Origin of the sequence: Almyronema sp. (assembly GCF_052168255.1) — a bacterium.
Taxonomy (GTDB): Bacteria; Cyanobacteriota; Cyanobacteriia; order Phormidesmidales; family Phormidesmidaceae; genus Sphaerothrix; species Sphaerothrix epifaneia.
Genome location: NZ_JBQLZL010000074.1, coordinates 116489 through 131697, shown reverse-complemented (window position 1 = coordinate 131697; position 15209 = coordinate 116489). Strand labels below are relative to the sequence as shown.

General features: G+C 49.9%; 7 protein-coding genes. 6 read left to right on the top strand and 1 reads right to left on the bottom strand.

What is annotated here, in order from left to right; all coding sequences use genetic code 11:
- Nucleotides 1–116: 116 nt before the first annotated feature.
- The 6 genes from treZ to ACTS3T_RS16940 all read left to right on the top strand — a co-directional run bounded on the left by treZ (nucleotide 117) and on the right by ACTS3T_RS16940 (nucleotide 13259).
- Nucleotides 117–1931: a malto-oligosyltrehalose trehalohydrolase gene (treZ, locus tag ACTS3T_RS16965; protein ID WP_377964737.1), complete on the top strand. Its 1815-nt coding sequence runs from the start codon at nucleotides 117–119 to the stop codon at nucleotides 1929–1931.
- A gap of 14 nt (nucleotides 1932–1945) precedes the next feature.
- Nucleotides 1946–4747, top strand: coding sequence for a malto-oligosyltrehalose synthase (treY, locus tag ACTS3T_RS16960; RefSeq protein ID WP_377964949.1), 2802 nt, complete (start codon nucleotides 1946–1948; stop codon nucleotides 4745–4747).
- Nucleotides 4748–4934: 187 nt separating this feature from the next.
- Nucleotides 4935–6461 (top strand): trehalase family glycosidase, encoded by a 1527-nt coding sequence (locus ACTS3T_RS16955; protein ID WP_377964739.1) that lies wholly within the window; start codon nucleotides 4935–4937, stop codon nucleotides 6459–6461.
- Nucleotides 6462–6587: 126 nt separating this feature from the next.
- Entirely contained in the window at nucleotides 6588–7826 is a 1239-nt protein-coding gene (locus tag ACTS3T_RS16950) for a cation:proton antiporter (RefSeq protein WP_377964741.1), read from the top strand.
- A gap of 377 nt (nucleotides 7827–8203) precedes the next feature.
- A complete protein-coding gene (locus tag ACTS3T_RS16945; protein ID WP_377964743.1) occupies nucleotides 8204–11050 on the top strand; it encodes a hybrid sensor histidine kinase/response regulator in 2847 nt (948 codons plus the stop codon).
- Nucleotides 11051–11081: 31 nt separating this feature from the next.
- On the top strand, nucleotides 11082–13259 hold the full coding sequence (locus ACTS3T_RS16940; RefSeq protein WP_377964745.1) for a response regulator: 2178 nt from the start codon (nucleotides 11082–11084) through the stop codon (nucleotides 13257–13259).
- On the opposite strand, the gene ACTS3T_RS16935 is transcribed toward ACTS3T_RS16940, so the two are convergent.
- A complete protein-coding gene (locus tag ACTS3T_RS16935; RefSeq protein WP_377964747.1) occupies nucleotides 13226–14875 on the bottom strand; it encodes a B12-binding domain-containing radical SAM protein in 1650 nt (549 codons plus the stop codon). The two genes, ACTS3T_RS16940 and ACTS3T_RS16935, sit on opposite strands and share 34 nt — an antisense overlap.
- Nucleotides 14876–15209 lie beyond the last annotated feature (334 nt).

Genomic DNA, 15209 nt, shown 5'->3' with positions numbered 1-15209 from the left:
CTAGCCATCTTGGCAAGCCCTTGACATCGCCCTCAACAATCCCTATCTCAAGAGGGACTGTCAGACTCGCGCAAACCAGATAGCCTTTAGCTAAACGCTTGCATCAGAAGGCTGTCATGAACGTTGGTGCGCATTATTTGGGCGATCGCCGCTGTCAGTTTACCGTTTGGGCACCGTTTGCCAAAGACGTTGCCGTTCAGTTTCCGGCTCAATCGCGTGAAGTTGCTTTGGTGCGAGAGGGAGAATATTGGCAAGCAATTGTAGCCGATGTGCCCCCCGAAACCCTCTACCTTTTTCGGTTAGACCAGGCTGAGGCTTATCCCGATCCGGCTTCGCAGTATCAGCCTAAGGATGTACACGGGCCGTCTGCCGTGGTCGATCATAATTTTGATTGGCAATGTTCTCAGTGGTCAGGGCTACCGCTAGCATCACTCATTATCTATGAGCTGCACGTCGGCACCTTTACGCCAGAAGGCACGTTTAGCGCTATTATTCCACGTCTGCCAGAACTGGCTGATTTAGGTATTAATGCCATTGAGCTAATGCCAGTCGCTCAGTTCCCCGGCGATCGCAATTGGGGCTACGACGGGGTGTACCCCTTTGCCGTCCAGCACTCCTATGGCGGCCCAACCGCACTCAAGCAGCTAGTAGATGCTTGCCACCAACACGGCATTGCGGTCGTGATGGATGTGGTTTATAACCATTTTGGCCCGGAGGGGAATTACACCAGTCAGTTTGCTCCCTACTTTACCGAAAAGTACCGTACCCCCTGGGGCAGCGCTATCAACTTCGACGAAGCTTACAGCGAAGGGGTGCGTAACTATGTGCGGCAGAACGCGCTTTATTGGCTGCAGGCATACCACATCGATGCGCTACGGCTTGATGCCATTCATGCTATTTACGACTTCGGCGCTAAGCACATTTTGCAAGACCTTGCAGAAGCGGTAGCCGAATTTAACCAGCAGCACAATCGCCGCTGCTACCTGATTGCAGAAAGCGATCTCAACGATGGCCGGGTGTTACGTCCGGCGAGTCAGGGGGGGTATGGGGTTGATGCCCAGTGGAGCGATGATTTTCACCACGCGCTACACACGCTACTGACCCACCAAAACCAAGGCTATTATCGAGACTTTGGCACCTGTCAGCAGTTTGCTAAAGCGCTAGAAAAGAGCTTTGTTTACACCTGGGACTATTCACCGTTTCGGCAGCGACGACACGGCAATGACGTCAGCGATCGCCCGCCTTATGAATTTGTCGTCTGTAGCCAAAATCACGACCAGATTGGCAACCAGATGTTGGGTGAGCGTTTGTCTCAACTGGTGTCTTTTGATCAATTAAAGCTAGCTGCAGGGGCGGTTTTGCTGTCGCCTTATCTGCCGATGCTGTTTATGGGCGAGGAGTACGGCGAGAAAGCTCCCTTTGTCTACTTCGTCAGCCACTCCGATCCAGACTTGCTAGCGGCTATTCGCCAGGGACGTGCCAAAGAATTTGCTCATTTTCACGCGGAGGGTGAGCCGCCTGAAGCGGCGGCGGTAGAAACTTTTAAGTCTTGCCATCTGCACTGGGCTGAGCGAGAAGAGGGAGCGCACGGCACTCTACTGGCTTTTTACAAACGGCTGATTCAGTTAAGACAGCAGTTGCCAGCTTTGCAACTTGGCGATCGCCGCGACTTTGAAGCTTTTTATCAAGAAAGCGATCGCTTAGTAGGGCTACACCACTGGCACAACCAGCAGGCGGCTCTGTGCTTGTTTAACTTTGGTGAGGAAACCGTTACGTATTCGCTAGAGCAGCCCGGATCTTGGCAAAAATGCTTAGATTCAAACGATCCGCAGTGGCAGGGACCTGGGGCGATCGCCGCCGAGCAAGTGAGTCAGGCGCAAACCGTCTCCCTCCTGCCCCACAGCCTGGTTTTATATGAAAAATTAACTTGATGACAGCACTTTCTATGCGTATTCCTACCGCCACTTATCGCCTGCAGTTTTGTCCGGATTTCACCTTTGCCGACGCTCAGAAAATTGTTCCCTATCTTAAAGAACTGGGCATTTCTGACATTTACGCCTCACCCATCTTCAAAGCTCGTTCGGGCAGTCCCCACGGCTATGATGTGGTTGACCCGACCCAGCTCAACCCCGATTTAGGCACAGAAGCCAATTTTGAGTCGTTAGTAGAGGCTTTACACCAGCAGCAGATGGGTTGGGTGCAAGATATTGTGCCTAACCACATGGCTTATGACAGCCAAAACCATTTTTTAATGGATGTGATGGAGCATGGCTCCCAGTCAGAATATTTTCACTATTTCGACATTGATTGGGAACACCCTTACGAAGACATTCGTGGCAAAATTCTTGCGCCCCTGTTGGGAGATTTTTATGGTCGCTGTTTAGAAGCCGGACAAATCCAGCTAGCCTACGAAGAAAGCGGACTAACCGTTAACTATTACGACCTGAAATTACCGCTCAATATTGAATCTTATGGGTTGTTTCTGCGGCAAGATTTAGGTCAGCTAGCTCGCGATTTAGGGCGGCGACATCCTGACTTTATTAAGCTGTTAGGGTTGCTCTATATGCTGAAAGGCATTGCCACTGAAACCACCGGGCAGCAAAGACGTGACCAAGCTCAGTTTGTTAAAGAACTGCTTTGGGAGCTATACGAAGGCAATAGCGAAATCAAAGCTTTTATTGATCGCAATATCAAAACCTTTAATGGTCAGCCCAATCAAGCCGAAAGCTTTGATCTGCTTGACCAACTGTTAAACGCCCAATTTTATCGCCTTTCTTTTTGGAAGGTGGGGGCTGAAGAACTCAACTATCGCCGCTTTTTTACTGTTAATGAGCTAATTTCTATTCGAGTTGAAGATCCAGAAGTCTTCAAAAAGACGCACCATCTGATTTCTCGGCTGGTAAAAGACGGCAAAATTGAAGGTTTACGGGTCGATCACGTCGATGGTTTGTATGATCCTAGTCGCTATTTGCAGCGTCTGCGGGAAAGCATGGGCGATATTTATCTCACCGTCGAGAAAATTTTGGAATCTGACGAAGAACTTCCTACCAAATGGCCGATTCAGGGTACATCAGGGTATGACTTTTTAAACCAGGTCAACAGCGTCTTTTGCGATCGCAATCACAAGCAAGCCTTTAGCCAAATTTATGCTCAGCTCGTTGGCTACGTGCCTGACTATAAAGAGGTTTTTTGTGAGAAAAAACGTCTGATTGCGGGCACAACTCTGGTGGGTGATATCAATAATCTAGCTCACCTGCTCAAGCAAATTGCTGGCAAATATCGCTATGGCCGAGACTTTACTTTCAACGGCCTGAGAAAGGCGATTCAAGAAGTTTTGGTTCAGTTTCCGATTTACTGCACCTATATCAATAGCACCACCGTTGGTAGCCGCGATCGCGCGTACATTCAAACAGCTATTCGGCGATCGCGGCAAAGCCTACCCCGTTTACTGAATGAGCTAAACCTGATTGAAAAGATTTTGCTCCTAGATGAACAAGACACCCTAACCGACTCAGAGCGGGCGCTTTGGCTACATTTTGTCATGCGCTTTCAGCAGTTTTCTGGGCCGCTGATGGCTAAGGGAATTGAAGATACGCTTTTCTATGTTTACAACCGCTTTTTGTCTCTCAACGAAGTCGGCGGTGATCCCAGCCAGTTTGGCCTTTCGCTAGAAGCCTTTCATCAAGCCAATCAGCAGCGGCTAGCCGATTGGCCTCATAGTATGAATGCCACTTCAACCCACGATACTAAGCGGAGTGAAGATGTGCGATCGCGCCTCAACGTCCTTTCCGAAATTCCCCGCGTTTGGAAGCAGCAAGTTGACACCTGGCGCGACCTCAATCGCGACCACAAAACGGTTGTTGATGACCGTCAAATTCCAGACGACAATGACGAGTATTTTCTTTATCAAACCTTGATGGGGGCTTTTCCCTTTTCGGGCGAAGTGTCTGCCGAGTTTGTCAGCCGCATCAAAGATTATTTAGTGAAAGCCGTTCGAGAAGCCAAAGTACATACGGCTTGGCTGCGGCCTGATAGTGAGTATGAAGAAGGCTTTGTCGCCTTTGCGGAAAAATTGCTGCAACCGGGTCAAGATAATGAATTCCTCCAGACTTTTCTGCCCTTTCAGCAAAAAATTGCCACCTACGGCAGGTTGAATTCTCTGTCGCAAACGCTGCTTAAAATAGCTTCTCCCGGTGTGCCCGATTTTTATCAGGGAACAGAACTGTGGGACTTGAGCCTGGTAGACCCTGACAACCGCCGTCCGGTGGACTATGATGAGCGGCTGTCGTTTGTGCAAGAAATTAAGCGTCGCTGCCAAACGGGTATGGCTAGCTTGCTAGACGATCTCGCCGCGAGTCGGGCTGATGGACGGCAAAAGCTGTTTTTAATTGTGCAAGCCTTGGCGGCTCGGCAGCAATATGGGCGAGTGTTTCAAAAGGGTGAGTACATTCCCCTCAAAGTCAACGGCACGCACGCCAATCATGTCATTGCGTTTGCCCGCCGCTATCAAGATACGACTCTCATGGCGATCGCCCCCCGGTTTTTAACCGGACTCATTCAGCCTGACACTCAGCCCCTTGGCAAAATCGTCTGGCAAGATACTTATTTAGACATTCCCGCTGAGCTGCGTGCTCCCTGGCAAGATACCCTCACCCATACCAAAATTATGGATACCGCTCAGCTACCAATCGGTAATATTTTGCAGCGCTTTCCAGTAGCGCTATTGGTCAATCAACCCACCCCTTAGCGCCGGGGCAACTCTTTGGTTTAGGTGAACTCTACTTTCGCGTCAGATGGGCAAAGGCCGATCGTCCTAACCCATCTGACAATAGAGCGGCTATTTTTTAAGCTGCGATTAAGCTGCGATCGCCCAGACATATCTTTAATTAACTTTTTAGTTATCCTGTCAAACAGTCAATTTATTTTTAATTACCGTGACTTTTTCTTCGACGCCAGCCGATATTCAACGGCCAACGGAAACTCAAATTCAAGCGGTTAGAACCTACATCAAAAAAACTTGGCGTACCCTCTCCCGTTCTCTGGGTCATATTTTAGAAGCGGCTCAAGACCCCAAGCTAGAGCACGACATGAGCAAACCCTGGCGGGTCTATATTTCTCCCCGTGAGGATCTAGCCACCGTACAGCAATCCATTCGGCAGGCTGTAACCCCAACCGAATTTGAGCAAATTGAGCTGCGCGTGTTGCCCCCCGAACCCGACCAGATTAAAGAACACGGTTTACTCTATCTGCCCTACGACTATGTGGTACCCGGCGGGCGGTTTAACGAAATGTATGGCTGGGACAGCTACTTTATCATGCTGGGACTGTTGCACGATGGCGAAATCAGACTAGCCCAAAGTATGGTCGATCAGCTAATTTACGAAGTTGAGCATTATGGTACGGTGCTGAATGCCAACCGAACTTACATGCTCAATCGCTCACAGCCCCCCATCCTCACTCGCATGGTGCTGCGGCTTTTTGAGGTCACCCAGGACAAAACCTGGCTCCAAACCGTCTTACCTTCTGTCGAGCACTATTATTTTTACTGGATAGTTCCCCCCCATTTAAACCAAACGACAGGGTTGTCTCACTACAATGCTTTGGGCAAAGGGCCAGCCCCTGAAGTTCTAGCCTCTGAGCGCGACGAAGCAGGTCGTACCCACTACGATCGCGTGCGCGAATATTACCGCGAACATGAAGTGAGCGACTATGAAGTCAATCTCTATTACGATCGCGAACAAGATCAGCTCACCGAGTTGTTTTATCAAGGCGATCGTTCCATGCGAGAGTCAGGGTTTGACATCACCAATCGGTTTGGCCCCTTTAGCGCTGATATTATCCACTGCGCCCCCGTTTGCTTAAATGTGCTGCTCTACCAAATGGAGCTAGATATTGCTGAAATGAAGCGCATTTTAGGGCATACCGAGGCGATCGCCTATTGGCAACAGCAAGCCGAAAATCGCTGTCAACTGATTGACAAGTTTTTGTGGGACGAACCAACCGGACTTTACTTTGATTACAATTTCCGCACTGGCAAGCGGCGGCCCTATGAATTTGTCACCACCTTCTTTCCCCTCTGGGCTGGTATCGCTTCTGAGCAGCAAGCCCAGCGCGTAGTCGAAAATCTAGACAAGTTTGAAGCCCCGGGTGGCCTGCTAACCAGCACCTATGTTTCTGGCAATCAATGGGATGCGCCCTTTGGCTGGGCACCTTTGACCTTGTTTGCTGTGGAAGGATTGCAGCGATATGGTTATGAAGCCGAAGCACAACGCATTGCCAGCAAGTTTATTCACATGGTGATTCAAGAGTTTGAAAAAAGCGGCACGCTGGTCGAAAAATATGACGTGGTGCGCTGCTCAGCCCAAGTTTCTGATGAAATTCACTTTGGCTATAGCTCTAATGAAATTGGCTTTGGCTGGACGAATGGAGTTTTACTCGAACTGCTCGATCGCTATTGCTAATCTCTGATTGGCCGAAACTAGCCCTAAGAAAACCCGACAATCTAGCTTTTAGCTGATGGGGAGAAACCGAGCCATCTTCTAGACTAAAAAGCGCTCTCTTGCCTGCCCTGTGCAGCTTTACCTGACGTGACTTATATCGCTCTTTTGCTGATTTTGGGGCTGCTTTTGCTGGTGGTAACGCTAGGATCGGGCTGGATTGCCCGTTTGCCGTTTTCTTACGCGCTCATTTATCTAATTGTAGGGATTGGCTTGGGGCCGCAAGGGGTGCAGTGGATTGATCTGCGCCCCAACGCAGAACTCATGGAGCGACTCACTGAGTTTGTAGTAATTGTCTCTGTCTTTGGCTGCGGCCTGAAAATGAATCGCCCTCTAAAACCCTGGGTTTGGGCGACTACCGTGCGGCTGATTGGCTTTTTGATGCCGCTCTCAATTTTGGCAGTGGCTTTGGTGGGGCATTGGCTGTTGGGGTTGGATTGGGGAGCGGCTATTTTGTTAGGCGCTTGTTTGGCTCCAACCGATCCGGTACTGGCTTCTGAAGTGCAGTTAGATCATCCTAGCGATCGCGACGAACTGCGCTTTGGCTTAACCTCAGAAGGGGGTCTCAACGATTCCTTAGCCTTCCCTTTTGTTTACTTTGGCGTGTATTGGATGACCAAAGGAGACTGGCAAACCTGGTTTGCCCAATGGGTTTGGATTGATTTAGTCTGGGCGATCGCGGCTGGCATTGGCATGGGAATTTGGGTAGCCAAAGCGATCGCCTGGGTGGACGAAAAGCTGCAAAAGCGTCGTCCGGCAGATGACCTGATGGAAGATTTGTTAGCCTTAAGTGCCATTCTGCTAACCTACTCCCTAACCGAATTGGTCAATGGTTATGGCTTTTTGGCGGTTTTTGTGGCGGGCGTAACGATTCGCAGAAACGCCCATTGCGACCCTGACAAACGGCTGGCTCAGCTTGTCTTTACCGAACAAATTGAAAAACTCCTAGAAATTGCCACCATTTTGCTGCTGGGATCTTTATTGCAGTTTAGCTCTATTGCCCAATATGGCTATGACGGGCTGATAATCACGCTGGCCTTGCTAATGGTCATTCGTCCCCTCGGTACCTGGCTAAGCTTTTTAGGTTGCCGCTTACCCCAAGCTACCCGCTGGCTGTTTGGCTGGTTCGGTATTCGCGGCATCGGCTCAATTTACTACCTCACCTATGCCTTAGGGCAAGGGGTTGCGGGGCCAGTTGCCGAGCGCATAGCCTGGATTATCTATATCGTGGTTACGGTTTCAATTGTGCTACATGGCATTAGCGCTACACCGCTAATGCAGTGGTATGAAGGCAGCGTTAAAGCTGAAACCTCTGCCCAAAAATCTTAAAGGTATAGCCGTAGCTACTAAGGCATCGCTAAAGGCAGAAGGGACCGTCTAGCACTACTCTCTCAACATACAAGAAGGAAAGCTTTTCTGTCATAGCCAGCAGCCATTGAAGGGTCTTAACGCTGCTGGCTACAGCGATCAAAGCCCCAGACACAGCATTTTGGCTGCGGCTTCAGCCACAAAAACCAAGCACTCAAACAGCAGCCCCTGCTTTAGTGAAGCGGCGTCAGTGGGCACTCTGGAAGCAACGACGCTCCTTTAAGTTTAAGACTGAGATCCGCTGGCTCGTCGGCCATAGAGACGGGCTGGCGACTATCAAGTATCTGAACTTGGGGCTGAGGTTAGGATACTTGGTTGAACGTCTATGGGGCAGAACGATGCCGCGTCACGTCTTCAGACCCGCTAAGCAACTCCCCCTACAGGTTGTCTTAATCATTCCCTTCTGGTTGCAGATTTTCGCAGCCGTAGGGTTAACAGGCTATTTTTCCCTCCGTAACGGGCAAAAAGCAGTTGAAGATTTAGCAGCCCAGCTTGAAGCTGAAGTAGGAGCGCGGGTGGATCAGCATCTAAACAGCTACTTAGAGATCCCCGTGCAGATGACACAGGTCAACTTAGACGCGATCGCCCGCGGTTGGCTAAACCTCAACGATACGCAGGCCGCTAGCTATCACTTTTGGCAGCAGATCCAGATCTTTGACGTCAGCTACGTAGGGTATGGGCTAGAAACGGGCGCTTTTGCCGGGGCGGGCATTTGGGATGACTTGGGCAACATCATGGTAGATGAAATTGACCCAGCCGTGAGCGACGACATTGTCACCTACAACACAGATGAGCAAGGAAATCGAACCGATATTGAAGTTCAAGAAGCCTACGACTTTCGCTCAGAAGTGTGGTACGAAAAGACCGTTGACCTGCAGCAAGCCAACTGGAGCGAGCCTTTTGTTTGGGAAGATGAGCCAGAGGTAATTTCAGTTTCTTTCAATGCGCCGCTCTACACCGAAGCAGGCGAATTTATCGGCGTTATTGGCACTGATCATATCCTCTCCAGCATTAGCGATTTTTTGAGCAGCATTCAGCTAAGCCCAGCCGCGAAGGTTTTTATTCTTGAACCCAACGGTTTGTTGATTGCCAGCTCTAGTGGTGACCAGCCCTACATTTTAGTTGAAGGCAGAGCAGAGCGGCGCAGTGCTTTAGATAGCCAAGATTTGTTGATTAGCGCCTCGGCTCACTACCTCAAAGATCAGTTTCAAGATTTTGACCAAATCCAGACAGCTCATCAGCTTCAGTTTGAATTGGACGGCAAACGCCAGTTTGTGCAGGTAGCACCCTGGCAAGATGATTTTGGCCTAGACTGGCTTGTGGTTGTGGCGGTACCTGAGTCTGACTTTATGGCTCAGATTCATCAAAATACGCGTACCACTATTTGGCTTTGCCTGGGTTCACTGGTCATAGCAGCAGGGTTAGGCGTTTTGACCGCACGTTGGATTGCCCGCCCAATTTTACAGCTGCGGGAAGCCAGCCAAGCGATCGCCCACGGTAATTTACCCCTAGCAGCCATCCCTACACTGGCTCCTGAAGCCGCCACTAGCAGAATTCATGAACTTCAGGATTTAGCCCAAGCTTTTAGACAAATGGCGGCGCAGTTGCGAAACTCGTTCAGCGCCCTTGAGCAAACCAACGTCGCTTTAGAAAGCCGCGTCATAGAAAGAACGGCTGAGCTACAAACGGCCAAAGAAGCTGCTGACGCGGCCAACCAGGCCAAAAGCGAGTTTTTAGCCAACATCAGCCACGAACTACGCACGCCCCTCAACGGCATTTTGGGCTACACCCAAATTTTGCAGCGCGATGCCAAAGCCACCGCTAAACAGCGTGATGGCTTAGCCATTGTGCAACAGTGCGGCTCTCACCTGCTGACGCTCATTAACGATATTTTAGATATTTCTAAAATTGAAGCTGGAAAAATTGAACTCTCGCCCCACGACTTTCCTCTGCCTGAGTTTCTCAGAGGAGTGGCTGAGATTTGTCGGATTAAAGCTGAGCAAAAAGAAATTGATTTTAGCTATCAGGTGCTTAGCCCTTTACCCGCAGCCGTTTTTGCCGATGAAAAGCGGCTACGTCAGATTTTAATTAACTTACTGGGCAATGCGATCAAATTTACTCACACAGGAGGCGTCACGTTTCGAGTTGGGGTGGTTGATTCTGCCCCTACTCGCCCCCCTTCGGCTCAGGCGTCGGCCTCATTACCTGCTGCCGATCAGTCCTCTATGGCAACGCTGCGCTTCCAGGTAGAAGATACCGGCATTGGCATTGCCCCAGAAGAACTCGCCAAAATCTTTTTACCCTTTGAGCAAGCGGGCGATCGCGATCGCAAGCAAGAAGGGACTGGTCTAGGACTTGCAATCAGCCAGCGGCTAGCCACCCTGATGGGCAGTCAACTCAAGGTCAAAAGCGTTCTGGGTCAAGGGAGCCTATTTGAGTTTGAATTAGCGCTACAGCAATCCACTGAATGGTTCAGCTTAGCCAACCCAGCAACACCTGCCCAGCCAGCCATCATTGGCTACCAGGGAAAGCGCTTAAAAGTTCTGGTCGTAGACGATCGCCGCGAAAATCGGGGGGTGATTACGCACCTTTTAACCCCCCTTGGCTTTGAAGTCTTTGAAGCCACCAACGGTAAGGAAGGCTTAGAAACAGCTATTCGTTGTTTGCCTGACTTAATCATTACAGACTTACTCATGCCCGAAATTGACGGCTTCAAACTGGCACGAAAGCTCAGACAACTACCAGCGCTACAAAACACCGTCCTGATTGCCTCATCCGCCAGCGTCTTTGAATTTAATCGCCAAAAGAGTCAGGCTGCAGGCTGTCACGATTTTTTACCAAAACCAATTCAGACCGATGAGCTATTTGAAAAATTACAGCGCTATCTTCACCTCACCTGGATTTATCAAGCCGCTTCGCCTGCCCCACCCCAGATCCCTCAGCCTGCCCCCTCAGCAATTTTGCAGGTTCCACCCGCCGCCGAACTCATTGCCCTATATGAAGCTGCCGAAATTGGCCACATTGAAGGTATTAAGCAGGAAGCTTTGCGGTTGAAACAGCTCGATCCTCAATATGAAACCTTCATAAATGAGATTTTAGAATTAACTGAAGCGCTAGAGTATGAGCTAGTGCTGCAACGCATAACCCCCTATATTAACAATCAACCGCTTGATGAAGGTAATTGAGAAAGCCTATCACTAGCCTCGCTAGCAAGCTATGAAAACGACTAAAAAAGCACAAATTTTAATTGTTGATGATAAACCTACTAATATCAGGGTTTTATCTGAGTTTTTAATTGAGGCTGGCTTTGAGGTTTTAATTGCCAAATCGGGAGAAAAAGCCATTTATCAACTGCAAAAGGTTTCTCCCGATCTAATTTTGTTGGATGTGATGATGCCGGGACTCAACGGCTTTGAGACGTGCTGCCGGCTCAAGGCTTCACCACAAACTCAAGACATTCCAATTATTTTTATGACGGCTTTAGCTGAGTCTGCCGACAAAGTCAAAGGACTCAAACTAGGCGCTGTTGACTATATTACCAAGCCCTTTCAGCAAGAAGAAGTTCTCGCTCGCATTGAAAACCAACTGTCGTTGTTGTTTCTTAGACGAGAGCTACAGCAGAAAAACGAACGGTTGCAACAGGAGATTCAAGAACGCGAACAGCTATTGCAAACGCATCGCCAAATTGAGCAGGCGCTACGGCTGAGCAAAGAACGGCTGCGTTGTTTTTTTGAAATCACTTCTGAAGCAGTCGTGCTGCATCGACAGGGCATTGTTGTGGATGCAAATCGAGCGGCAGAGACGCTCTTTGGTTACCCGGTCGAAGAACTCAAAGGGATGCATCTGGAAAAATTGACAGCTCCAGAAAGCCATAGTTTGCTCTACGAACGGTTGCGATCGCCCGGACAACATCCCCCCACTGAAGCAAGAGGGTTGAAAAAAGACGGTAGCCTTTTCTGGGCAGAGGTCATCGCTCAAGACATCAACTACCAAGGAGAACCAGCCCGCGTTTTGGGCATTCGTGATATCACGCCCGCTAAGCTGACCCAAGCCGCCCTTCAGCAAGCCAAAGAAGCGGCAGAAGCAGCTAGCCAAGCCAAAAGTGAATTTCTCTCCAAAATGAGTCACGAACTGCGCACACCACTCAATGCCATTTTGGGGTACACCCAAGAAATGAGCCGCGATAGTGATCTCAGCGCCGACCACCAACACTCTGTAGAAATTATTAATCGCAGTGGTGAGCATTTGCTTGCCCTAATTAATGATGTGCTAGAAATGTCTCGCATTGAGTCAGGTCAGCTAAAGCTGCACCAAACTGACTTTAATCTGCATCGCTTGCTGCAAAGCTTGCAGGAGATGCTGCAGTTGAAAGCCAAATCTAAAGGCTTACAGCTCACCTTTAACCAAGCAGCCGATTTACCAGAGTGGATTCGCACTGACGAAGGCAAACTCCGTCAAGTTTTAATTAACCTCTTGGGGAACGCCATCAAGTTTACAGACACGGGGGGCATTCACCTTCACGCCAGCATTCACCCGGATCAACCAGCCACTGGTTCACAGACCTGCTTAAACGGGGCGTCTAGTTATACCTTACTAATTGAGGTTGAAGATACTGGCCCCGGTATTGCGCAGACAGAGCTAGATGGCTTATTTGATGCCTTTGCTCAGGGCAAACGCGGATGGCAGTCTCAAGAAGGGACTGGTTTGGGCTTGCCCATTAGCCGCGAATTTGTCAAGCTGATGGGCGGCGAAATCACGGTTGAGAGCGACTTAGGCAAGGGAACTTCGTTTCAAATTAGCCTCCCCGTCAGCCCGGTAGCAGCCCCTAGCCCCTCGGCAAGCCCAACCACTCGTAAGGTGATTGGCCTCATTCCAGGGCAAGCCACCTATCGCATTTTGGTGGCAGAAGACGACAAGGTTAGTCGGCTTTTGATGGTAAAAATGTTGAGTTCGCTCGGGTTTGAGGTGCGCGAGGCGGTTAACGGCCAAGAGGCGGTGCAGCTTTCTCAAAGCTGGGTTCCTCACTTAATTTGGATGGATATGCAAATGCCCGTCATGAACGGCTATGAAGCGACGCGGCAAATTCGCCTGAACGAGCAGCAGCGACTGAGCCTGTGTGCCCTTGATCAGCCGCTCTCGACTACAGCCTCGTTGGCGGTTGAAATCTCCTCACCTACCGTTACCAAACCGCTCGCCCCGGTGTTTATTTTGGCTCTCACAGCCAGCGCCTTCGCTGAAGATCGCGCCAAAATTATTGCTGCAGGCTGCGATGACTTTGTTAGTAAGCCTTTTCGCCGCAACGCCATTTTACATAAGATGGCGCAGTATCTCGGTGTGGGCTACCTTTACCAGCCGGGTGATCATACAACGGTCGTTAAAGGCGATCGCCCTTGATGGGCTGCCGGGAAATGAGCCGTTGCGGCGCTTAGGTGCTTTAAAAGGGTTACCTTAGGCAAAGGCCCTTGAATATGCTCCCAGGGTAAAACCTGCTGAGGCTGCCAGTCTTGGTAAACATAAAATTCTAGCGGCGGGAGTTGACCCCGCAGTTCTTTAAAGGCACGGCGATAGCTTCCCAACGATTCGCCATAGTGACGCACCAGCATCAGCAACTTAGACAAGCGGCGATCGCCCCGCGAAATTAAAGTTTGAATCACCGACCAGCTATAGCTTTCCGGGCGAAAATCTATCCCTTGCGATCGCAGTTGTTTTTGTAGCAGTTTCAGACGCTTTTCGGCGGCTGGATCTACCCCAAACCACTGAAAAGGCGTATGAGCCTTGGGCACAAACGTACTACAGCCCAACGTCAGCCTTAGACCTGAAGCTGCTTTTTTGATTGTTTTCATCATGGCGACGGTGTGTTCCAGATCGGCAGCTTCTTCACCGGGCAAGCCCACCATTCCGTAGAGCTTCAACGCCTTGAGTCCGCCCGCCTTGGCATTGATAGCCGCTGTCACAATTTCGTCATTGTGCAACTTTTTGTTAATAATCTGCCGCAGTCGCTCTGAACCACTTTCAACGGCGATTGTGATCGATCGCGTGTCATGCCGTACCAGCGTTTCAGCCAGCTTTGGCGTTACTGTGCTAGTGCGTACAGAGGCAATGCTCAAACGCACATCTTCATATTCAGGCTGGTTTAGATAGTCTAAAAGCACTTCAAACTCTGGATGTTGTGTCACAGAGGCACCCAATAGCCCTAGCCGTCGGGTCACCTTTAGCCCCCGCTCAATGGCTGGAATCAGCGATCCATCCAGGCTAGCGGTTCGAAAGGGTAGCGTCAGATAGCTGGCCAAACAAAAACGGCACATTTCCGGGCAGCTTCGCACCACCTCAACCATGTAAATATTTTCCCAAGCGGCTTTTTCGGTAACCACCGTCGAAGCAGAAAGGACATTGCCGCGATAGGTTTGCTTTTGCACCTGATCAGGTACCGCAGCTAGGGGATAAATAGCCGCTACAGGGCCATCAGACGCTACGTAGCTAACCTGATAAAGGCTCGGCACATAAACACCGGGAACCTGAGCCAATTGAATTAGCTGGGTTTGGCGATCGCTTGTGCGCACCCGCTGGTAAGTTTCGATAAACTCATCTAGCAACGTTTCGCCATCGCCGAGCAAAATAACGTCGAAGAAGTCGGCAAAAGGTTCTGGGTTGGCTGTCAGCACCGGGCCACCGCCAAAAATGAGCGGATGATGAGCCTGCCGCTCAGCCGCATAAAGGGGTACCTGCAATTGTTCTAGCAGCGCCAAAATGTTGACGTAATCAAGTTCCCACGACACCGAAAACCCAACTAGCTCTGGCTGGGTCGGCAAAGATTCATGCGCATCGGTAAACAGACGACTTACCTGCAGATCAGGACGCTGGGCTAGCGTTGCCCAAACAATTTGGTAGCCCAAGCTGGTAATTCCCACACTGTAGGCATTGGGAAAAGCAAATACTACAGAAACAGCGTCAGCCGTCGGCTTGGTTGGCGTAAATAACAGGCGTTCACTGGCAAAGTCAGCAGTAGACACAATTTGGGCTGTTGAGGGCGGTTAAAAACAAAACTTAAGCGGATGTTTGAAAAGATATCTGCTGCGTCGCAAAACGGTTTAGATCCCCCTAAATTCTCCTTAAAAAGAACTTTCGAGCCGATTCCCCTTTTCAAGGGGGGCTAGGAGGGATCAATGAATGCCTTAAATCACAGTCATTGGCTTTTCAGACAGCCTCTAAGCTTAGTCACTCTTTTCAGGCTAACACTTAGAAGCAGCATCCCGTTTTATAGCTAAAGACAGACAGCCGGAAAGTTTTTCTATCAGTGGCTTTCAGCCATTGAAGTAGCTCCTCAAATTGAGCTACTGCTTTCCC